Below are 20,539 nucleotides of genomic sequence, written 5' to 3' on the forward strand. Positions count from 1 at the left end.
AGTCTAAACGCGTCGCAGTTGTGTTCCGACCGTGGGGAGACGATCCTAGGCACCGGCCTGCATGGGCTTCGTCACAACGGTCAGCGGAAGCCGCAGCGCTCCGGGCGCACCTTCTGGCACCACGGGCGAGTTGGGCCGGGTCGGCACAACCTGGACATAGGGCTGACCCTGCTCGGGCCGGATGTCCACCTCACCCTTGTTGGGCCACAACGCGACAGCCCGTTCGGCCTGCGCGCAGATCGACAACGACGGGTTCACACCGAGGTTCGCCGAGATGGCCGCGCCGTCGGTGATGTGCAGGGTCGGATAGTTCCAGACCCGGTGATATGGATCGACAACACCGTTCTCAGGAGTGTCCGAGATGACACATCCACCCAGATAGTGGGCGGTCAGCGGCATGTTGAACACATCACCCCAGGTTCCGCCCGCAAGTCCGTCCTCGAACTGCGCCGCCGCCCGTTCCGTCGCCTCGTTACCAGCCGGGATCCATGTCGGGTTGGGTTCACCGTGGCCCTGCTTGCTGTTCACGAAGCGCCACGGCCCGAACTTCTGCACAAAGGTGGTCAGCGAGTTGTTCCGGTTCTGCATCACCAGCAGGATGACCGTCCGCTGACTCCAGTGCCGCAGTTTGAACAACTGGATCAGACTGCCCAGTCCTTCCTGACGAATCTTGTCGATCAGTTTGAGGCGTCGCGAACGCCCCGGCTCACCGTCGGTCAACATGGTCTGCAACAGAGCAATCGCGTTGGAGCCCTTGCCATACCGCACCGGTTCGATATGCGTGTCCGGCGCCGGATGGAAGGATGAGGTGATCGCGATACCCTCGGAGAAGTCCTGTGCCGGATCGTATGTGCGACGCATCGCACCCAGGATCGACTCGGAGTTGGTCCGGGTCAACAGCCCGAGCGCATCCGACACGTCCGGCAGCGCACCGCTGTTCTTGCCAAGGTGCATGATCTTCTGCGTATTGAACGTACCGGCGGCAACGATGACCTGACCGGCGGTCAGGGTCCGGCGGCGCGCGCCCAACCGGCCCCATGCGGCCGACCGACCGGTCTGCACATCCCAGCCACCATCGCGGCGCTGCGAAAGTCCGGTCACCGTGGTGCGGTCGATGATCTTGGCCCCGTGGGACTCGGCCAGACCAAGATAATTCTTGAGCAAGGTGTTCTTCGCACCCACCCGGCAGCCCGTCATACAGGCACCGCATTCGGTACACACGGTACGGTCCGGACCGACACCACCGAAATAGGGATCTGCCACGTCCTCACCGGGACGTCCTGTGCCACCGGACTTTTCACCGAAGAACACCCCGACGGGCGTCGGGCCGAACGTGTCGGCCACACCCATCTCCTCGGCGACCTTGCGCATCACCCGGTCGGCATGGGTCTCGATCGGAGTGGTCACCACACCGAGCATGCGACGGGCCTGCTCGTAATACGGAGAGAGTTCACTCTCCCAGTCGGTGATGTGCGCCCACTGCGCATCGGCGAAAAACGGTGACGGCGGTTTGTAGAGGGTGTTCGCGTAGTTCAACGACCCGCCGCCCACCCCGGCGCCAGCCAGGATCATCACGTCTTTGAGCAGATGGATCCGCTGGATCCCGAACATCCCGAGCTTGGGAGCCCACAACCATTTGTGCAGCCGCCAGCTCGTCTTGGCGAACTGCTCGTCGGAAAAACGACGTCCGGCCTCGACAACGCCGACCTTGTAGCCCTTTTCGACCAGCCGCAACGCACTGACGCTCCCGCCGAACCCCGATCCGATGATCAGAACATCAAAATCGTGGTCGCGGCGGGCGTCAGGCTTCTCTGGCTGCGAGTTACCGTTACCGCGCGATACAGACATCGTGACATCGTACCTTGTCACATAACGCTGCGGCGGTGACTCGACCTTCGGCCGATCCCGGCACTCAGTCGCAGACCGAGAGCCCGACCTTCTGGAACTCCTTGAGAGTCGAGTAGCCGGACTTGGCCATCGAACGACGAAGTGCGCCAACGATGTTCAGGTGACCGAATGGATCGTCCGTCGGACCGTGCAGGACGGTCTCGAGGGATGGACGTCCCTCGTCGGAGGCCACCGGCAAGAGCGCGCCACGCGGCATCGACGGATGCGCCGCCGCGGCCGGCCAGTAGTAACCACGACCGGGCGCCTGCGCCGCCGCAGCCAACGGACTGCCCAGAACCGCGGCGTCGGCGCCACAGGCGATTGCCTTCGCGAGCTCACCGGAAGTGTTGATGTCGCCGTCGGCGATGACGTGGACGTAGCGCCCACCGGTTTCGTCGAGGTAGTCGCGCCGCGCCGCAGCGGCGTCCGCGATCGCCGTTGCCATCGGCACACCCATGCCAAGCACTTCACTGGTGGTGGTCGATCCCATGGTCGATCCGTATCCGACGATGACCGCGGCAGCCCCGGTTCGCATCAGGTGCAGCGCGGTGCGGTGGTCGTGCACACCGCCCGCGATCACCGGGACATCGAGCTCGGAGATGAACGTCTTGAGGTTCAGGGGTGCCGAATCCTCTTGTGAGACATGTTCGGCGGAGATGATCGTGCCGTGGATGACCAGCAATTCGACTCCGGCCGCCACCAGCACCGGGGTCAATTCGGCCGCGTTCTGCGGACTGACCCGGACCGCGGTGGTCACACCGGCGTCGCGGATCGTCTTGACGGCCTGACCCAGCAGATCCCGATCGATCGGCGCGGCATGCAGTTCCTGCAGCTTGCGAACCGCGGCCGACGGATCGATCTCGTTCTCTGCGATCTCGACAACCTGGGCGATCTTGTCTTCGACGTCGCGGTGCCGCGCCCATAGTCCTTCACCGTTGAGCACACCGAGGCCGCCGAGACGACCCAGCTCGATGGCCACCTGCGGCGAGACCAGCGCGTCCGTCGGATGACTCAGGATCGGCGTGTCGAAACGGTATGCGTCGAGCTGCCAGGCGGTCGACACCTCTTTGGACGAACGTGTCCGGCGGGACGGAACGATGTTGATGTCACTGAGTTCGAATGTCCGCCGGGCAGTCCTGCCCATGCCGATGTCCACATGATCGCGCACGTGTTGTGCCTTTCGTTGCCGCTGCGCATCACACAGTGGTGATGCCGACCAGCTGAATTGACCGCTCCCCGGACGGCCGGCTCGCCGCCGACCAGGTTTTCACCGGGAAGTGTAGTTGGGTGCCTCGACGGTCATGGTGATGTCGTGCGGATGACTTTCCTTGAGACCGGCTGCCGTGATCTGCACGAACTGCGCATTCTGCAGGTCGGTGATCGAGCTCGAGCCGGTGTAGCCCATGGCTGCCCGGAGTCCGCCACCGAGTTGGTGGATCACCTGGGACAACGGTCCGCGGAACGGAACCCGGCCTTCGATGCCTTCGGGAACCAGCTTCTCTTCCGACAGCACGTCGTCCTGGAAGTAACGGTCCTTCGAGTACGACTTGGCCTGACCGCGACCCTGCATCGCACCGAGCGAACCCATACCCCGGTAGCTCTTGAACTGCTTGCCGCCCACCAGGATCAGCTCGCCGGGAGACTCCGCGGTCCCTGCCAGCAGCGATCCCAGCATCGCGGTGGATGCGCCTGCGGCCAGCGCCTTGGCGATGTCACCCGAGAACTGCAGACCGCCGTCGGCGATCACCGGGACCCCGGCCGGCTTGCAGACCGCGACGGCCTCCATCACCGCGGTGATCTGCGGAGCACCGACTCCGGCGACAACGCGGGTGGTGCAGATCGATCCGGGTCCGACACCGACCTTGACCGCGTCGGCGCCCGCTTCCACGAGCGCGGCAGCAGCCGCGCGGGTCGCCACGTTTCCGCCGACGATCTGGACCTTGGAACCCACCTCGGCCTTGAGCTTGCTGACCATCTCCAGCACCAGGCGATTGTGGGCGTGGGCGGTGTCCACGATGATGACGTCGACACCGGCGTCGGCCAAAGCCATCGCGCGGGCCCACTGGTCGCCGCCCGTACCGACGGCCGCACCGACGAGCAGCCGACCATCGGCGTCTTTGGTGGCGAGGGGATGCTGATCGGTCTTCACGAAGTCTTTGACGGTGATCAAGCCGGTGAGCCGGCCATGTCCGTCGACGATGGGGAGCTTCTCGATCTTGTGCCGGCGCAGGAGCCCGAGCGCGGCCTCCGCGGAGACACCTTCTTGCGCGGTGATCAACGGCGCCTTGGTCATGACCTCGGCGACCGGACGATTCTGATCGACCTCGAACCGCATGTCACGGTTGGTGATGATGCCGACCAGTTCACCCGCGTCATCGGTGACCGGCAGACCGGAAATGCGGTACCGGGCGCACATCGCGTCGACTTCGGCCAGCGTGTCGGTGGGACTGCAGGTGACCGGATTGGTCACCATGCCCGCCTCGGAACGCTTCACCGTCTCGACCTGACCTGCCTGCGCCTCGATCGACAGGTTCCGGTGCAGTACGCCCATGCCACCGGCACGGGCCATCGCGATCGCCATGCGCGACTCGGTCACGGTGTCCATCGCGGAGCTCACCAGCGGAACCCGCAGGGTGATCTCCCTTGTCAACTTCGTGGACGTATCGACGTCACTCGGAATGACATCAGAGGCGGCAGGAAGCAGCAGAACGTCGTCGAAGGTGAGGCCGAGCATGGCCACCTTGTTCGGATCGTCACCACCGGTCCACACGTGGGCTGGGCCGGCTATCTGATTGTTCATTCCGGGCACGCTCATTCCGGTCGGGCCATCGTCGTGAGACAGCACAGTCGTTTGAATGCCCCTATCCTATCTGCTCGAAAGTGCAACCCCTGCCACGGCAGCGGAGCCGCCCCTCACACCCCGATATCGCCGTCGCACTGTCATCCGCGCAACGGAAACTTTTCGCCACCCCGCGCGCAGAGTGGCGCTCGTGGGGTGCGGCTGACTACCGTGGTCAGGGTGCGAGACCATTTGCCACCGGGCCTGCCACCGGATCCTTTTGCCGACGATCCCCGAGGGGACCCATCGGCAGCGCTCGATGCAGCCCCTCCCGGAGAACCCTTGGACGCGGGTGAGCGGATGGCGATCGAGGAAGACCTCGCCGACCTCGCCGTTTACGAGGCATTACTCAATCGCCGCGGTGTCCGCGGTCTTGTTGTGATCTGCGACGACTGCCAACTCGACCACTACCACGACTGGGACATGCTGCGCGCGAATCTGCTGCAGCTCCTCGTCGAGGGAACCGTGCGGCCTCACGAGCCGGCCGTCGATCCGTCGCCAGAGGCATATGTCACGTGGGACTACTGCCGTGGATACGCCGACGCGATGATGCACGTCCGCGAAGACGACTAAAACTGCGCGACGACTGATCCGCGCAAAGCCGACCGAATCCTGACGTGCACTGAAAATCCTGACGCGCACTGAAACTGCTGCTGGTGATCTAGCGATCACCAGCAGTGCGGTCGGCATCAGCCCGGAGGAACCACCGGGACTTCACTGCTCGGAGTACTCGACGGCGGCGGCTCTGAGGTCGACGGCTCACTGACGATCGTGGGCGGTGGCTCCGACGACGACGGCACGGGTTCGCTCACGGCGGTCTCCGACGGGATGACCGTCACCGTTTCCTGCGGCACCGTCACAGTTGCCGTGGGTGCGCTGGGCGTGACGGTCAACGGCGCCTGGGCCGGACTCGAGCTGTCCGATCCCGATCCCGGTCGCGAAGTCGACGTCTTCGATGTCGGATCGTCCAACAGGCTGCGCATCTTGACGATCTTGCGCTCCAAGGACGTTCGGTCGCCGGCATCACGCACGTCATCGAGCAGCGATTCCGCGGTGTCAAGATACTTTTTCGCGGCCGGTTTGTCGCCGGCCACGAATGCTTGCGCGGCCCGGTCGATGTTGGCCTCGACGTCTGCCATGGCCAACGTGGATGACGCATCCGCGCCGAACATCACTTCTTTGACACCCCACAGCGGGTCGCCGGGCGCCGCATTGTGGGCAACCACGCTCACACCACCGAAGATGAGGGCAACCGCGGCCACCGCACCCCCGGCATAACGCGCGATACGCAGCGAACGTCGCTGCGTGGCTTGGCGCCGTGTGGCGGCGGCGATGCCGGCCTCGACATCTTCGAGAGTGGGTTTCTGTCCGATCGGCTGGGCCACCATGTCGTCACGCCACGTCGACAGCAGCCCGGCCAGTTCGTAGTCGACCTGAGTGCGAGTCGGAACGACCGGCTTCGACAGCAGTGCCTCGATGAACTCGTCATCGGCGCGAACAGCACCGAGATCCACCGGGATCGAGTCTTCATCCAGCACGGCGTCATCTGGCGAGGGCATGGCTCCGAATCCCTTGTCGACACCGCCTGCACGACGATCACGCTTTCTGGACACTACCCTCACCACCTTTCATGATTTCTTTCTTCAACTTTGCGAGCGCCCGATGCTGGGCCACCCGCACTGCGCCCGCGGTACTGCCGATGGCGACGGCCGTCTCTTCTGCAGACAACCCCACGACCACTCGCAGTACCAGGACTTCTCGCTGCTTCTCCGGAAGCTTCGTCAGCAGTGCGTTCATCCGCCGACCCGCGTCTGAATCGATGGCCCGCTGTTCCGGACCGCCGCCCGTTGCCATCTGTTCAGGTAACTCTTCGACCGGCTCGGACTTGTTCCGGCCCGCCGCCCGGTGTGCGTCCGCGACTTTGTGCGCGGCGATGCCGTACACAAACGCCATGAACGGCCTGCCCTGATCCTGATACCTGGGCAGCGCGGTCATGACGGCCATACAGACCTCCTGCGCAACGTCGTCGGCCGAGAGCGAATGTCGCTCACCACCCCCGACCCGGGCCCTGCAATAGCGCACAACCATGGGACGGACACTCTCTAATACGTCGGAGAGAGCTGACCGATCGCCCTGCGTTGCCGCAGTAACCGCCCGATCCAACTCGTCACCTGTAAAAATCATCGCTCGTTGATGTCTCCGCGTTACTTTTCGTCGAATGTCCCATGTCCATGCGAGGACCATCCCCCCACGGACCGTGGGGAAGTTTTCCCCGCCGACCCGAGGGAATCACCCCCAGTACACCGCCCGGCGTCGCCCCCCGCTCATATGACAGCAGGAGTCGCCCCCCGTTTGTTGATTCATATGAACAGTCAGCTTAGTCAGCCTCTGGCGTCGCGCCGTTGACGCTAACCCATCGCCCCACCCCGCCCGGCGAGTACACAACCCAGCCGCTCGGCCTGTCCCGCCCAGTGCTCCCCCGCCCCGATTCCCTCCAACAGTTTCGCCGCCGCCCACTCCAGCGGCAGTTGACGGGCCGCCGCTGCCGCATCGGCAACCGATCGCGCGCGATCACCGGCGGCCGCCGTATCCCCGACTGCGGCCGCAGCAGCCGCGCAGATCAATTCGGTCTTGATCCTATGTCGCAGCGACGGACCCGCGATAGCGATCACCTCTGCGGCGGCGGCGTGTTCGGCGGCCCCCGCCGGGTCTGCGGTATACATCGCCAGCTCAGCCCACACCCAGTGCCACCGCAATTCCAGGCGCGGGCCCCAGATCCAGTCCCCCGCATCACCGCCGGGAACCGTGCGGCGATCACCGAGTATCTGCTCGACACGCTCGAGAAGTCGCTCCGCGGCCGTGAACATGCCTCGCCCGAGATTGTCGGCGGCCAATCCGGTCAGGGCATCACACGCTGCCGTCACCGATTCGGTCTCGCCCAGATCTCCCAGGCCCGCGATATGGAGAGCGGCGCCGTCGTGGTCCGCCGCGCGATGGTGCCGGCCACCCTGCCTCAGGTGAGCGGCGCGGGTACTCGCAGCCAGCGACCTGAGCGCCGGACCACCACCGTCACCGTCGATCCGGCGCAACTCGGTCGCGGCAGCGGCATAGAAGCCCTGGCCACCGAGAGCAACGGCCCGCAACCACCGCGACCACGCCCCATCTGCCGGTGGAATCTCTTGCGCGCTCGCGCTGCCACCGAACGCAATAGCGGGTAATGTGATCTGCATCGCTCTCCAGACTCGGTGACAATCGAATTAGCGCAGATTTAACGTACCTGCATCAGCCGAAACGTCGACAGAACGTTGACGATAGATGGCCGAATCATTTCCGACGTGTTAATCGGACGCAGTGTCCTCATGTCTTCGTAACGAACCACATCCGCGACCCCGCTACTCCACATGCGCCCTATCCAGCGCTGTGAACTGCGGTGATGGCCTCAATCGCGCCCCCCTCGCATCACATCAGCCACATGACAGTTGGCTCTGCGTCAATAAACGAATGGTTAACACCGGTCTAACTTTTCCCTGCCGTAGCCCTAGATATCGGGCTATTGACTCCATTTCACCCATTTGCATACGGTGTGCAGGACGACAAGGAAAACGTCGAATCGGTTTCATAAAGCTCACAATTAAGCCGCAAAGGCACGTCAAAGGGGAGCAGCAGATGCCTCAACCAAACCACCTCCCAGGACCTAACGCCGACATCTGGGATTGGCAGATGAAGGGCTTGTGCCGCGGAATCGACTCATCGATGTTCTTCCATCCGGACGGCGAGCGTGGACGGGCCCGCGCCCAACGCGAGCGGCGGGCAAAAGAACTCTGTCACCAGTGCCCGGTCCTGGCGCACTGCCGTGAGCACGCGTTGGCCGTTGCAGAGCCATATGGCATCTGGGGCGGACTGTCCGAATCCGAGCGTGGAATCTTGATGAAGCGCGGCGTCGGCCGTCGCATCGCGAGCTGAGCAACGCACCACCCGAACAACGAGTGACTTCCACCCCCACTTCTTGATGCCGGCCACTTCAAATCAGTGTGAAGTCAAATAGGCACTGACGTTAATTCTCGGCCACAGCAAGATTTCCCGAACTGATGACAAACAACGGTGCCCCGGCGAAATCTCGCCGGGGCACCGTTGTTTGTCTGGGCTCAGGCCCTTTGTCACGAATCAGTGAGCGTGTCCGTGATGCCCGTGTCCGTCACCGGCAGGTGCGCCGGCCGGCTTCTCGGTGATCGTGCCTTCAGTGGTCAGCACCATCCGCGCCACGGATGCAGCGTTGACGATGGCCGAACGGGTCACCTTCACCGGATCAACGATTCCGTCGGCGAGCAGATCACCATAGGTCAGGGTGCCTGCGTTGAACCCGTGCCCGCGAGGCAGCTCGGCGACCTTGGAGGCCACAACGGCGCCGTCGGCACCGGCGTTGCTGGCAATCCAGAACAAGGGCGCCGAAGCGGCCTTCTGGACCACCCGAACACCAAGTGCCTCATCACCGGAGAGGCTGTCGGCGAGATCGTCGAGGACAGCTGCAGAGGCCTGCACGATGGCAGATCCACCGCCGGGGACGATGCCCTCTTCGACAGCGGCCTTGGCCGCGGCGACCGCGTCCTCGACCCGGTGCTTGCGCTCCTTGAGTGCGGTCTCGGTTGCTGCTCCGACCCGGATGACGGCGATGCCGCCTGCAAGCTTGGCCAGCCGCTCGGCGAGCTTCTCGCGATCCCAGTCCGAATCGCTGGCCTCGATCTCGCGACGAAGCTGATCAGCCCGGTTCGCGATGGCCTCGGTGGTGCCTGCGCCGTCGACGATGGTGGTCGAGTCCTTGGTGACGACAATCCGGCGAGCGCCGCCGAGCAGGTCGAGACCGGCATCAGCGAGGGTGATGCCGATGTCCGAGGTGATGACGGTGCCGTCGGTGACAATGGCCAGATCCTCGAGGAATGCCTTGCGGCGGTCACCGAAGTACGGCGCCTTGACGGCCACCGCGCGGATCGTCTTGCGGATCGAGTTCACGACCAGGGTCGACAGCGGCTCGCCCTCGACATCTTCGGCAAGGATCAGGACCGGCTTACCGGACTCGGCGATCTTCTCCAGCAACGGCAGGAAATCAGGCAAGGAGCTGATCTTGTCGCGGTAGATGAGCACCAGAGCGTCTTCGAGGACGGCTTCCTGGCTGTCGATGTCATTGACGAAGTACGGCGACAGGTAGCCCTTGTCGAACTGCACACCTTCGGTGACTTCCAGATCCGTGATCAGACCCGAGCTCTCCTCGACGGTGACAACACCGTCGACACCGACACGCTCCATCGCGCGTCCGACCATTTCGCCGACCTCTTCGTCGCGCGAAGAGACCGTGGCGACCTGTGCGATGGCCTTTGCGCCCTTGACCGGGGTCGCGGCGGCGATCAAGGCCTCGGACAATGCATCGGCAGCCTTGCTGATGCCCAATCCGAGTTCGATCGGGTTGGCGCCTGCGGCCACGTTGCGCAGGCCGGCCTTGACGATGGCCTGTGCGAGAACGGTTGCGGTGGTGGTGCCGTCACCGGCGACATCGTTGGTCTTCGTGGCAACCGACTTGACGAGCTGAGCACCGAGGTTCTCGAACGGGTCTTCGAGGTCGATCTCACGGGCGATGGTGACGCCGTCGTTGGTGACGCTGGGTCCGCCGAATGCCTTGGCCAGCACCACATGCCGACCGCGGGGTCCCAGTGTCACCTTGACCGCGTCGGCGAGCTGGTTGACGCCGCGTTCGAGCGAGCGCCGGGCCTCGTCGTTGTATTCGATCTGCTTGGCCATGGGTGTTGTGGCTCCTAGAAAGTGAGTGGGCTGGTCAGTTGGGTGATCGCAAAAACAGAACCGCCCCGGCAACCCCGCTGGGGGACGCCGGGGCGGTGATCCAATTCAGGTTCGATCGCTCGAGACCAGAATTTACTTGGAGATGACTGCCAGCACGTCACGCGCGGACAGGATCAGGTACTCCTCGCCGGAGTACTTGATCTCGGTGCCGCCGTACTTGCTGTAGATGACGGTGTCGCCTTCTTTGACGTCGACCGGGATCCGGTTGCCCTGCTCGTTCACGCGTCCTTCGCCAACGGCGACAACGGTGCCTTCCTGCGGCTTTTCTTTCGCCGTTTCCGGGATGACCAGGCCGGACGCAGTCGTCGTTTCGGCTTCGTTGGCCTGGACGAGGATCTTGTCCTCAAGCGGCTTGATGTTCACGCTCGCCACGATGTGAGCCCTCCACTTTCGGGGTAGTTCGGGCCCGAGGTGGACCCGTAGCTGTGTCTAACACGTATTCGGCGCCTGGATCGGTCCCGTCGTCGCGGGTGCCGGAACCTCACTGGGCGCCGACTAGCACTCTATACATGCGAGTGCCAGCACTCAAGGTCCGAGGGTGCAAGTTTCTCAAGCTGCGACCGCCACCCGCCGCCGCTGGGTGACGATCACGCCAACGGTCGTCAACAACGCGACCGTCGTGAGTACGGCGATGACGGTGATCGCCGGGACCATTCCACCGATGAGTTCTCCCGGCTCCCCGGGTTCTGCACTGCCCAGAATGGCCGTGACCACGGCCATCATCAGGGCTCCACCGATCTGGATGCTGGTGTTGACCAAACCCGATGCAAGTCCCTGCTCCTCATCGGCCACACCGGCGGTGGCCTGCGAGTTCACCGATGGGAAGGTCGCCGCAAAGCCCGCCCCGAGGAATATGACCGTGGGCAGCAGGAAGATCACGTAGCTCGCCCCCGGTTCCACCTGCAGGAACCAGAGGTAGCCGGCCAGGAAGGCCACAAATCCGCCGGAGATCAGGAGCTTGGTATCGACGCGGTCCAGCACCCGATCCATGAATGCGGCGCTCGCCACGACCAACACTCCCGCCGGCAGGAATCCCAGCGCCATCTCCAGAGGTGACCAGCCCAGCGAATCCTGGAGGTACAGCGTCACCACGAACTGGAACGCGACATACCCGCCAAACATCGCCGCCGCCGAGAAATTGGCATGGACAAGTGCGATCGAACGCAGGATCCCCAGGCGCAACAGTGGATGACGATGGCGCATCTCGACTCCCACGAATGCGAAAGCCAACAGGGCAGAAACGACGAACAGGGTGATGGTCGACGGTGCCAGCCAGCCGATGTCGGGAGCTCGAACCACCGCGTAGACCAGGCTGAGCAATGCCCCGGTCGATGCGATGGCACCGACGACGTCGAATTGGGCCCAACTGAAGTTTGTCCGCGCCGACCGCGGGATCACCCTGATACCGACGACCAGGAGCAGGACCGCCACCGGTCCCGGGAATATCAACGTTGCACGCCAAGACAATTCGGTGAGCAGTCCACCGAAGACCAAACCGAGCGAGAAGCCGCTGGCACCGACGACGGTGTAGATCGAGAGCGCCTTGTTCCGTGCCGGCCCCTCGGCAAAGGTGGTGGTGATGATCGACAGTCCCGCCGGAACCGTGAACGCGGCCGCCACACCCTTGACGAACCTCAGGGCGATGATCAGGTTGTCGACCTCGGTCGCCGCGCTGATCACCGAGGCGATACCGAACACCGCAAGGGCGGTCAAGAACACCTTCCGTCGACCCAGCAGGTCGCTGGTACGGCCACCGAGCAGCAACAGCCCGCCGTAACCCAGCACGTAGCCGCTCACAATCCATTGCAGTTGCGATTGGTCCATGCCCAGGTCAGCCCCCATGGACGGCAGCGCAACCCCCACCATCGAGATGTCGAGTCCGTCGAGGAACAGCGCCCCGGCCAGGACGACCAGCAAGATCCAGGTCTTTCGGCTCCACCCACCGGCAGCGGTGACATGGTCGGGCGGCTGCCCGGAATCGATCAGCCGCGGTTGTGCAGTGTTTCGTTTCAGCTCAACTGTCATGCGACGAACTATATGCAGTTGCATCTTATTCGTCTACATAAAATGTGTCTGCAATTAATGCCATTGCATGTGCTAGAATGCGGCTATGTCACACCCGCACCGAAGCGACGACGAGCTGGCCAAGGCCTGGCACGCGCTGTCTGTGCGCTACCACAAACTGCAGTGCGACCTCGACCGGGAACTGCAAGCCTGCCAACAGATCTCGAGTAGCGAGTTCGAGGTGCTCGAAGTCCTCGCCACTGCCGCCGACCACAAGATGCGGATGAACGAACTGTCCGGCCAGGTCCATCTGAGCCAAAGCGCGTTGTCGCGACTGGTGTCCGGCCTGGAAAAGGACGGGCTCGTCGAGCGGTCGATGTGCGCCGCCGACCGCCGGTCGGTGTTCACCGAACTGACCGACGCCGGGCAGGCCCGCTACGAGGCCGCCAAACCGGTCCAGCGCGCCATCCTGCGAGCCGAGGCCGACGACGACAACACCGGGTCCCTGTGCGGCGCAACGGGATTACATCAATCAGAGGTAAAGCCCTGACGTTCCGGTCAGGGGCGTCTGGCCGCGGCAACCAGTGCCACGCCGGGCAATTCGATGCCGTCGCGGGTTTGATACTCGGCAACCGATTCTCGTAACCGGCGGCGCAGCGAATCCCGGACTTCGGGTGCAAGGTTCTTGATGATCGCGGCAAGCGGGCCCGCCATCGCCGACACCCTCTCCCACCATTGATCGAAATCTGCTGCGACACAGGGTGTGTCAACCTCTTGGATGGTCACATCGACAAATCCTGCCGAATCGATCAACCCGGTGAGCGTGGACCTGTCGGCAAGTGAGAACGGACCGGGGACACCTGGCGGCGGGACCTCGAAACCCAGCTCCGCGGTCACCCCGTCAAACATCACTCCGAGCCACGGATTCCTCTCTCGGGCAGCCCACACCGCAACCGACACCCGTCCGCCGGGTTTGAGCACGCGATGGATCTCGGTGAGACCACGTGCGGGTTCCACCGCGAACATCAGGCCCTCCCGGCAGAGCACCGCGTCGAAGGCATCTGCCGGCATCTCGATCTGCTCGATATCCAGTACCGCCGTGGCGATGTTGGAGAACCCCAGCTGCTTCACCCGGTGGGTGGCCACCTCGACCATGTCCGGCGCCACGTCCGACATCGTCACCATCCCGGCCGCACCGACACGCCGCGCTGCACCGATGCCGGCGGCGCCGGTTCCGCACGCGAGTTCCAGGACACGGTCTCCGGGCGTCAGAGCGAGCCCGTCGAGCATCACCTCGGTAACCGCAGCCCCGCGTTCCTCGATGTAGTCGATCTGCGCGGCCCAGCCGTCGGCCACCGAGTTCCACATCGCATGCAACTGATTGCGCAGCGGATCGTTGTTCTCCTGCTCACCCATCGTGGCCTCCCGTCGGGGTTAACAACGAGGATGCGCTCAATGAGTGTGGTTGTCACGGATTCTCGCTCGATGATGTCCGCTCGTGACACACCACTGCCAACTCGTGACACACCATCGCCGGTCAGTAGGTGCTGACCTGAACCGACAGTCCCGGATCTGTCGCAACGGTCAACGCGGACGGGGATGCCCCACCGGCGATGACATGTGCCCCCAACGTGGCGATCATGACACCGTTGTCGGTACACAGCCGCGGCTTCGGAATACGAAGTGTGATGCCGGCGGCATCGCAACGCTCCTTGGCCATCGACCGGATCCGCGAGTTCGCTGTCGCACCACCGCCGAGCACCAGGGTGTCGACACCGACGTCGCCGCAGGCCCGGATCGCCTTCATCGTCAGCACATCGGCGACGGCTTCCTGGAACGACGCGGCGATGTCGGCAACCGGCGGTTCCACACCGTCGCGGCGGCACTTCTCCACGTGCCTCGCGACTGCGGTCTTGAGGCCGCTGAACGAGAAATCATGGCGGGAATCGCGGGGTCCGGTCATTCCGCGCGGGAACTTGATCGCGTTCCGATCCCCGTGTGCGGCAGCCGCATCGAGCGCTGGGCCGCCTGGGAAACCCAGACCGAGCAACCGGGCGACCTTGTCGAAGGCCTCCCCCGCCGCGTCGTCGACCGTGGTGCCGAGTTCGGTGATCGGCGCACCCAGGTCGGTGACGTGCAGCAGATGTGTGTGCCCGCCCGACACCAGCAGTGCCACACAGGGCGGCATCGGTCCGTGCTCGAGCGTGTCGACCGCGACGTGTCCACCGAGATGGTTCACGGCGTAGAGCGGAACATCCCAGGCCGCGGCGTAGGCCTTCGCGGCGGCCACCCCGACCAGCAGCGCGCCGGCCAGGCCGGGGCCGATCGTCACCGCGATGGCGTCCGGCACCTTGATGTCGGCGGCGCTCAGCGCCCGCCGCATGGTCGGCACGATCGCCTCGAGGTGCGCGCGCGACGCCACTTCCGGGACCACACCGCCGTAGCGGGCATGCTCTTCGACGCTGGAGGCGACCTCGTCGGCCAGCAGTGTGGTGGTCTGATCCGGATTCCACCGAACGATGCCGACCCCGGTTTCATCGCAGGAACTCTCGATACCCATGACAATCATTGCGAATCTCCCGATTGTGACTGCTCACCGATCGCCCGGCGGCGCATGGTGTAGGCGTCGGCTCCGCTGGGCTGATAATAACCCCGGCGCACACCAAGCTCTTCGAATCCGTTGCGGCGGTACAGGTTGATGGCGGTCTCGTTGTCGGTCCGAACCTCGAGGAACACCTGCGCATTTCGGCTGTCGGCAATCTCGAGCAGCGTCGCGAGCAATTCCCGGCCGTGCCCCTGACCCTGATACTCCGGATCGACGGCGATGGTGTGGATCTCGCACTCGGGGTCATCGGCGGGGCCGAGCACCGAGATCCCGGCGTAGCCGATCAGCGTCTCACCATCACGCATGGCGAAGTAATGATTGTGGGGTACAAGGATTTCCGACCGAAACGCCTCGGCGGGCCACGGTGAGTCCTCAGCGAACAGCTTCGCTTCGATCCGGGCACATCGTGCCGAATCCCGCGCCAGCAGCGGTCCGATCATTTCTTTCGATCCTTGAGTTCCACCGCGTCGGGCCGACGAAGATAGAGCGGGATCAGTGGCTTGGGCGCCACACCGCAGCGCAGGTCAGGCAGCGCCACCGCCACCAGACCAACCGCGGTCGGTGCGGTCGGGGTCAGGATCGGGTAGTCGTAAAGACTTGTATGACTCGGCGATCCGGCACTGGCATCGATCTTCTCACCGGCCAGCTTGGAACCGAGTTCGGCAGGCGCCATCACATCGGGTCCGTGAGTCCGGACACCGCAGGAGTAACGCGCCCAGTAGACCTCACGACGCCGGGCATCGGTGACCACCAGCAACGAAGCGACATCGGTTGCCTGCGCGGCGATGCCGTCGAGTGAACACACCCCGTGCACCGGCAGACCCAGTGCATCACCGAACGCGGCACCGGTGGCCAGCCCGACCCGCAATCCCGTAAACGGTCCGGGGCCCTGCCCGACAACAACGGCGTCGAGATCGGACCGCGCCAGACCGGCCTCGTCGAGGCATTCGAGGATTCGAGTGGTGAGGATCTCTGCGTGACCGCGGGTGGTCACCTCACTGCGCTGCGCGCGGATGACGACCTGACCCGTTTCTGCGGTCACTTCAACGATCCCGGTGACAACTTCGGGAGTGGCGGTATCGATAGCGAGCACAAGCACGATGAGCCAGCGTACCCGTCCCCCGATGATGTGCCGTTTTGGCGCAGCTCACCTGGGGTTTTGTTCGCCACAACCCCACATCATCGGGAGACGAAGCGGAGCGGAGCTCGACCCATGGGATCGGGAGACGAAGCGAAGCGGAGCTCGACCCATGTGATCGGGAGAATCGGGTCAGTCTGTGATCCAGCCGTAGGAGGCGGTGCGTTCGTCGGTGTCGATGTCGCGCGAAAGGCGTATCAGCAGGTGCCGGCGGCTCAGCCGCTCGGCCACACCCTCGCCCCACTCGACCACGACCACCGAATCTTCGAGATCGGTGTCGAGATCGAGTGCATCGAGTTCATCGAGACCGCCGAGGCGATACGCGTCGACGTGGATCATGCCCGGCCGACCCTCTACACCCGCCCGGTGCTGGCGGGCGATGATGAACGTGGGCGAGCTCACCCGGCCGGTCACGCCGAGTCCGGCGCCGATACCGCGGGCCAGCGCGGTTTTGCCCGCGCCGAGTGGTCCGTCGAGGATCACCACGTCGCCTGCGGCCAGTCCGGCAGCGAGTTCGCGGCCGAAGGCCTCGGTGTCGGCGACGTCCGGCAGAGTGCACTGGTGCGGCAGGACAGGGCTCATGACTGCCAGGCCCGCTCGACCAGGGACTCGACGGCGTCGGTGATGACGTCCGGCTTCTCGAGCATCACCATGTGACCGCAATCCGGTACGCCGACCAGTTCGCATCGCGAGCCCAGCCGGTTGTGCAGCTCCACCGAGTTCGGAAGCGGGGTGACCTTGTCCTCGTAGCCGCACGCAACCAGGGTCGGGATCGCCGAAAGGACTGCCAGTCCGGCTGTTTCATCATGTTCTTCGAGTGACCGCAGAAAGTTGACCACCGTGTCGATCCGGGTGCGTTGGATGACCGACTCGACGAACTCGCTGACCGCCGGTGAATGGAATGTGGATCCGAAACTCCCGGCCGTCAGCACCGGGGCCATCAGCATCCGGGTCAATCCGCGCCCGGCCTCCACCGCGCGCGGCGCCTGCCGGACAGACAACCGGAAGGCATCGACCAGCGGATTCTGCAGACCGCGCCCCAGACCCACCTCCGCGATGCCGTGCGCGGCCGAGGCCACCAGCCCCACACCGAGAACCCTTGTCCCGAACAGTTCGGGTCGTCGGCTCGCCAATGCCATGATCGCCATCCCGCCCATCGAATGACCCACCAGGACAACCGGTCCGGTCGGGACCACTGTTCGCAGCACAGCTTCGACATCGGCGGCCATCTGGGTGATGGTGCACGAACCGGCCGAAGCCTGCCCGGACTCGCCGTGCCCACGATGGTCGAAGAAGATCATCCGAACGTCTGGGCCCCAGCGCTTTTCGAGGTCGCGGCGCTGGAAATGCCACGTCGACATGCGCAGGCAGAACCCGTGGATGAATACCACCGTCAGCGGCGCATCGGCCGGTCCGACTTCCCGAACTGCAAGTGGCACACCATCGTCGGCGACCACGATGCTCGCGTGATCGGTGTAGATCAGGCCAAAATCCTCGATCGAGTTCGGATCGGGGGTTGCCGGTTGCCTGCGGGTCAGCGAGCGGGCAGCGGCACCGAGCGCCAGCGCGCCCAGCGTCGCGACACCGGCTGTGCCTGCGAGGATCTCGAGCCGTCCGGATCGTTCCATCAGACCACCTCACCGCGACCGGGCGCGGTGACGTAGGTCCGGACCGCACGGCCACGGATACCCGAGATGATCTCGTAGTCGATGGTGCCGATCGCTTCTGCCCATTCGAGCGCGGTCGGACCTCCGTCGGCACCGGTACCGAACAGGACGGCCCGGTCTCCGACGACCACCCCACCGCCGTCAGGACCGACATCGACGACCATCTGATCCATGCAGACGCGGCCCACATTGGGGTATCGGCGACCGTTGATCTGCACACTCAGCGTGTTCGACAGCAGCCGGGGCACACCGTCGGCGTACCCGGCCGGAAGCAGCGCGACGGTCGTGTCGTGCGGGGCCACCCAACTATGACTGTATGAAACACCTTGTCCCGCCGGAACTTTCTTCACCGAGAGCACCTCGGCCGACAATGTCATCACCGGTATCAGACCGAAGTCACCGTGATCGGGAATCGGTGAGCGCCCATAGATCGCGATTCCCGGACGCACCAGATCGCGCGCAAGGTCGGGCCGCATCAGGGTGGCCGCCGAATTGGCGATGTGCCGAACCTCGACCGGCGCACCCACCCGGGCCAGATCGTCAGCGGCCTCGTCCAGACGCTGCGCCTGCAGATCATTGAGCGGATGATCCGGTTCGTCACCGCGCACGAGGTGACTCATCGCACCGCGCATGGTGATCACCTGTTCGGCAACGGCTTTCGCCAACGCATCTCTGGTGTCGTCCCACTCGGTGATGTGTACCCCGTTGCGGGCCAGGCCCGTGTCGACCTTGACGGTCACCGATGCGGCGCGACCGGCGGTACGTGCCGCGGCCACCACCGCTTCGAGCTCACGAGACGAGGAGATCCCGACTTGAACGTCTGCCTCGATGGCCGAGACGAAGTCTGAATTGCGACCGTGCAACCAGGCGAGCACCGGAGCGGTGATCCCCGCGCGGCGCAGTTCGAGCGCCTCGTCGATCGTTGTCACGCCCAACTCCGCGGCGCCCGCGGCGAGCGCTGCCCGACCTATCTCGACGGCGCCATGGCCGTATCCGTCAGCTTTCACCACCGCGATGATCTGGGCGCTGGTGTGCGCCCGCAGGATGCCGATGTTGTGCGAGACCGCCGAAAGATCGATCCGCGCTTCTAGTGCCGGAGTGTTCATCACGTCCCATTCTTTCACCTGCGGCCACCGAGTAACTCGCGCAAGGTCGGTGACAGGGCCTTGACCAGGGAAGATGCCCCGATCGGAGCCGTGTTGCCCGATGCGGTGATCGCGGCCAGAGCGTGTACCCGGGCCGCGGCGGCGCCGGCGAGTGATGCATCGATCCCGGCCGCGAGCAGGCTGCCCGCGATACCGGACAGTACGTCTCCGGCGCCCGCGGTCGCCGCCCACGACGAATGCGCGTCGTTGACAAGGGACAGGCCGTCGGCCCCGGAGATCACCGTCGCGCGACCTTTGAGAAGTACCGTCGCCCGGAGTTCGGCGGCCAGTTCACGCACTGCCGCGATCCGATCCGGCCCCGGAGCGGATCCGGTCAGACGGGCGAATTCCCCGGCATGCGGGGTCAGCAGGGTCGGCGCGTCGCGGCCTGTGACCAGATCGCGGTGCGCAGCGACCAACGTGAGTCCATCGGCGTCGATCAGGACCGGCAGATCGGTGGACAGGACGTACTCCAGTCGCCGGAGGCCATCGGCATCGGCACCGGCGCCGGGACCCACCACCCAGGCCTGCACGGTCCCGGCGTTCTCCGGTTCATCGGCGACCACGGTCTCGGGATACTGCGCCAACACGTTCGGGCCTGCGCCTCCGGCATATCTGACCATGCCCGACGTCGCAGACACCGCGGCGCCGGTGCAGAGCACTCCGGCACCCGGATAACGGGCAGACCCGGCAACGATCCCGACCACACCCTGGCTGTATTTGTCGTCCGCGGGCCCGGGAATCGGCCACAGCGCCGCCACGTCGTCGTCCGTGAGCTGACCGACCGTTGACCCGGCGGCATCGATACCGATGTCCGCCACCACGATTCGGCCACACTGCGCCGCCGCCATCACGTGCGCGATCCGCGCTGCCCCAAAGGTCACCGTGACCGCCGCCTTGACTGCAGGACTATTGACGAATCCGGTATCGGCCTCGACCCCTGATGGGATGTCCACCGAGATGATGGGCGCACCAGAGGCGGCAAGTACTTCCGCGGCCGCCGGACGCAAAGGACCGGTTCCACTGAGTCCGACGATTCCGTCGATGATCAGATCGACTGTGTCGGAGAACCTTTCGACAACCACACCACCGGCCTTTTCAAACGCGGCCAGTCCGCCGGCATGGGTGCGATCGCCCCCGAGCAGCACCGCCTGCGCCTGTACCCCGCGACGGCGGAGCTCGGCGGCGGCATAGAGCGCGTCGCCGCCGTTGTCACCCGAGCCGGCGACAACCCCGACCACACGGCCATAACATCCGCCGACCCGGGACTTCAGTTCGGCAGCAACCACTCCGGCAACCGCGTGCGCAGCCCGGCCCATCAACACACCACCGGACAGCAGATCACCGGTGGCCGCCTCGGCCACCCGGATCTGGTCGGCGGTGAAGTAGCTGATCATGGCCGGA

General features: G+C 64.7%; 20 protein-coding genes. 3 read left to right on the forward strand and 17 right to left on the reverse strand.

What is annotated here, in order from left to right; genetic code table 11:
* Positions 1-45: 45 nt before the first annotated feature.
* The 3 genes from AC1TPF_RS13125 to guaB form a co-directional block, all read right to left on the reverse strand.
* Positions 46-1,848 (reverse strand): GMC family oxidoreductase N-terminal domain-containing protein, encoded by a 1,803-nt coding sequence (locus AC1TPF_RS13125; RefSeq protein ID WP_482138349.1) that lies wholly within the window; start codon positions 1,846-1,848, stop codon positions 46-48.
* A gap of 64 nt (positions 1,849-1,912) precedes the next feature.
* A complete protein-coding gene (locus AC1TPF_RS13130; RefSeq protein ID WP_482138347.1) occupies positions 1,913-3,055 on the reverse strand; it encodes a GuaB3 family IMP dehydrogenase-related protein in 1,143 nt (380 codons plus the stop codon).
* A gap of 99 nt (positions 3,056-3,154) precedes the next feature.
* On the reverse strand, positions 3,155-4,687 hold the full coding sequence (gene guaB / locus AC1TPF_RS13135; protein WP_482138346.1) for an IMP dehydrogenase: 1,533 nt from the start codon (positions 4,685-4,687) through the stop codon (positions 3,155-3,157).
* 219 nt (positions 4,688-4,906) lie between these two features.
* Here guaB and AC1TPF_RS13140 point away from each other — a divergent pair, with 219 nt between their 5' ends.
* Positions 4,907-5,299 carry a DUF5319 family protein gene (locus AC1TPF_RS13140; protein ID WP_482138344.1) on the forward strand — a complete coding sequence of 131 codons (393 nt, stop codon included), beginning with the start codon at positions 4,907-4,909 and terminating at the stop codon, positions 5,297-5,299.
* A gap of 116 nt (positions 5,300-5,415) precedes the next feature.
* Here AC1TPF_RS13140 and AC1TPF_RS13145 read toward each other — a convergent pair whose 3' ends face one another.
* The 3 genes from AC1TPF_RS13145 to AC1TPF_RS13155 form a co-directional block, all read right to left on the reverse strand.
* A complete protein-coding gene (locus AC1TPF_RS13145) occupies positions 5,416-6,339 on the reverse strand; it encodes an anti-sigma-D factor RsdA (protein WP_482138343.1) in 924 nt (307 codons plus the stop codon).
* Positions 6,323-6,910 carry a sigma-70 family RNA polymerase sigma factor gene (locus AC1TPF_RS13150; RefSeq protein WP_482138341.1) on the reverse strand — a complete coding sequence of 196 codons (588 nt, stop codon included), beginning with the start codon at positions 6,908-6,910 and terminating at the stop codon, positions 6,323-6,325. Before AC1TPF_RS13150 ends, AC1TPF_RS13145 begins: the two co-directional genes overlap by 17 nt.
* A gap of 224 nt (positions 6,911-7,134) precedes the next feature.
* On the reverse strand, positions 7,135-7,956 hold the full coding sequence (locus AC1TPF_RS13155) for a hypothetical protein (RefSeq protein ID WP_482144327.1): 822 nt from the start codon (positions 7,954-7,956) through the stop codon (positions 7,135-7,137).
* A 436-nt stretch (positions 7,957-8,392) separates the two neighbouring features.
* Between AC1TPF_RS13155 and AC1TPF_RS13160 the strand changes: the two genes are divergently transcribed.
* Positions 8,393-8,689 carry a WhiB family transcriptional regulator gene (locus AC1TPF_RS13160; RefSeq protein ID WP_482138338.1) on the forward strand — a complete coding sequence of 99 codons (297 nt, stop codon included), beginning with the start codon at positions 8,393-8,395 and terminating at the stop codon, positions 8,687-8,689.
* 201 nt (positions 8,690-8,890) lie between these two features.
* On the opposite strand, the gene groL is transcribed toward AC1TPF_RS13160, so the two are convergent.
* From groL to AC1TPF_RS13175, 3 genes are all read right to left on the reverse strand, one after another.
* On the reverse strand, positions 8,891-10,516 hold the full coding sequence (gene groL, locus AC1TPF_RS13165) for a chaperonin GroEL (protein WP_482138336.1): 1,626 nt from the start codon (positions 10,514-10,516) through the stop codon (positions 8,891-8,893).
* A 132-nt stretch (positions 10,517-10,648) separates the two neighbouring features.
* Positions 10,649-10,948 (reverse strand): co-chaperone GroES, encoded by a 300-nt coding sequence (gene groES, locus AC1TPF_RS13170; protein WP_482138334.1) that lies wholly within the window; start codon positions 10,946-10,948, stop codon positions 10,649-10,651.
* Positions 10,949-11,125: 177 nt separating this feature from the next.
* Positions 11,126-12,601 carry an MFS transporter gene (locus AC1TPF_RS13175; protein ID WP_482144330.1) on the reverse strand — a complete coding sequence of 492 codons (1,476 nt, stop codon included), beginning with the start codon at positions 12,599-12,601 and terminating at the stop codon, positions 11,126-11,128.
* An 85-nt stretch (positions 12,602-12,686) separates the two neighbouring features.
* Here AC1TPF_RS13175 and AC1TPF_RS13180 point away from each other — a divergent pair, with 85 nt between their 5' ends.
* Positions 12,687-13,130, forward strand: coding sequence for a MarR family winged helix-turn-helix transcriptional regulator (locus AC1TPF_RS13180; RefSeq protein ID WP_482138330.1), 444 nt, complete (start codon positions 12,687-12,689; stop codon positions 13,128-13,130).
* A gap of 8 nt (positions 13,131-13,138) precedes the next feature.
* Here the strand turns inward: AC1TPF_RS13180 and AC1TPF_RS13185 are convergent, their stop codons facing one another.
* The 8 genes from AC1TPF_RS13185 to AC1TPF_RS13220 all read right to left on the reverse strand — a co-directional run bounded on the left by AC1TPF_RS13185 (position 13,139) and on the right by AC1TPF_RS13220 (position 20,532).
* Complete coding sequence (locus tag AC1TPF_RS13185) at positions 13,139-13,996, reverse strand: class I SAM-dependent methyltransferase (protein WP_482144332.1); 858 nt, start codon at positions 13,994-13,996, stop codon at positions 13,139-13,141.
* 121 nt (positions 13,997-14,117) lie between these two features.
* A complete protein-coding gene (gene tsaD, locus AC1TPF_RS13190; RefSeq protein ID WP_482144334.1) occupies positions 14,118-15,149 on the reverse strand; it encodes a tRNA (adenosine(37)-N6)-threonylcarbamoyltransferase complex transferase subunit TsaD in 1,032 nt (343 codons plus the stop codon).
* The gene (rimI, locus tag AC1TPF_RS13195; protein ID WP_482144336.1) at positions 15,146-15,625 is read right to left on the reverse strand and encodes a ribosomal protein S18-alanine N-acetyltransferase; all 480 of its coding nucleotides are present in this window, start codon (positions 15,623-15,625) and stop codon (positions 15,146-15,148) included. Before rimI ends, tsaD begins: the two co-directional genes overlap by 4 nt.
* A complete protein-coding gene (tsaB, locus tag AC1TPF_RS13200; RefSeq protein WP_482144337.1) occupies positions 15,622-16,284 on the reverse strand; it encodes a tRNA (adenosine(37)-N6)-threonylcarbamoyltransferase complex dimerization subunit type 1 TsaB in 663 nt (220 codons plus the stop codon). Before tsaB ends, rimI begins: the two co-directional genes overlap by 4 nt.
* A 171-nt stretch (positions 16,285-16,455) precedes the next feature.
* Positions 16,456-16,905, reverse strand: a complete 450-nt coding sequence (tsaE, locus tag AC1TPF_RS13205) for a tRNA (adenosine(37)-N6)-threonylcarbamoyltransferase complex ATPase subunit type 1 TsaE (RefSeq protein ID WP_482144339.1) — start codon at positions 16,903-16,905, stop codon at positions 16,456-16,458.
* The gene (locus AC1TPF_RS13210; protein WP_482144341.1) at positions 16,902-17,951 is read right to left on the reverse strand and encodes an alpha/beta fold hydrolase; all 1,050 of its coding nucleotides are present in this window, start codon (positions 17,949-17,951) and stop codon (positions 16,902-16,904) included. Before AC1TPF_RS13210 ends, tsaE begins: the two co-directional genes overlap by 4 nt.
* The gene (alr, locus tag AC1TPF_RS13215) at positions 17,951-19,096 is read right to left on the reverse strand and encodes an alanine racemase (RefSeq protein ID WP_482144343.1); all 1,146 of its coding nucleotides are present in this window, start codon (positions 19,094-19,096) and stop codon (positions 17,951-17,953) included. The genes AC1TPF_RS13210 and alr overlap by 1 nt, the downstream gene beginning before the upstream one ends.
* Positions 19,097-19,110: 14 nt before the next feature.
* Positions 19,111-20,532 (reverse strand): NAD(P)H-hydrate dehydratase, encoded by a 1,422-nt coding sequence (locus AC1TPF_RS13220; protein ID WP_482144345.1) that lies wholly within the window; start codon positions 20,530-20,532, stop codon positions 19,111-19,113.
* Positions 20,533-20,539: the final 7 nt, after the last annotated feature.

It is taken from the genome of Williamsia sp. Y853 (assembly GCF_056786495.1).

Excerpts from the sequence above, each read along its gene's own strand:
- AC1TPF_RS13125 (WP_482138349.1), bottom strand. The coding sequence starts at position 1,848 with ATGTCTGTATCGCGCGGTAACGGTAACTCGCAGCCAGAGAAGCCTGAC.
- guaB (WP_482138346.1), bottom strand. The coding sequence starts at position 4,687 with ATGAACAATCAGATAGCCGGCCCAGCCCACGTGTGGACCGGTGGTGAC.
- AC1TPF_RS13150 (WP_482138341.1), bottom strand. The coding sequence starts at position 6,910 with ATGATTTTTACAGGTGACGAGTTGGATCGGGCGGTTACTGCGGCAACG.
- AC1TPF_RS13155 (WP_482144327.1), bottom strand. The coding sequence starts at position 7,956 with ATGCAGATCACATTACCCGCTATTGCGTTCGGTGGCAGCGCGAGCGCG.
- AC1TPF_RS13160 (WP_482138338.1), top strand. The coding sequence starts at position 8,393 with ATGCCTCAACCAAACCACCTCCCAGGACCTAACGCCGACATCTGGGAT.
- groL (WP_482138336.1), bottom strand. The coding sequence starts at position 10,516 with ATGGCCAAGCAGATCGAATACAACGACGAGGCCCGGCGCTCGCTCGAA.
- AC1TPF_RS13175 (WP_482144330.1), bottom strand. The coding sequence starts at position 12,601 with ATGACAGTTGAGCTGAAACGAAACACTGCACAACCGCGGCTGATCGAT.
- AC1TPF_RS13180 (WP_482138330.1), top strand. The coding sequence starts at position 12,687 with ATGTCACACCCGCACCGAAGCGACGACGAGCTGGCCAAGGCCTGGCAC.
- AC1TPF_RS13185 (WP_482144332.1), bottom strand. The coding sequence starts at position 13,996 with ATGGGTGAGCAGGAGAACAACGATCCGCTGCGCAATCAGTTGCATGCG.
- tsaD (WP_482144334.1), bottom strand. The coding sequence starts at position 15,149 with ATGATTGTCATGGGTATCGAGAGTTCCTGCGATGAAACCGGGGTCGGC.
- rimI (WP_482144336.1), bottom strand. The coding sequence starts at position 15,625 with ATGATCGGACCGCTGCTGGCGCGGGATTCGGCACGATGTGCCCGGATC.
- tsaE (WP_482144339.1), bottom strand. The coding sequence starts at position 16,905 with ATGAGCCCTGTCCTGCCGCACCAGTGCACTCTGCCGGACGTCGCCGAC.
- AC1TPF_RS13210 (WP_482144341.1), bottom strand. The coding sequence starts at position 17,951 with ATGGAACGATCCGGACGGCTCGAGATCCTCGCAGGCACAGCCGGTGTC.
- alr (WP_482144343.1), bottom strand. The coding sequence starts at position 19,096 with ATGAACACTCCGGCACTAGAAGCGCGGATCGATCTTTCGGCGGTCTCG.
- AC1TPF_RS13220 (WP_482144345.1), bottom strand. The coding sequence starts at position 20,532 with ATGATCAGCTACTTCACCGCCGACCAGATCCGGGTGGCCGAGGCGGCC.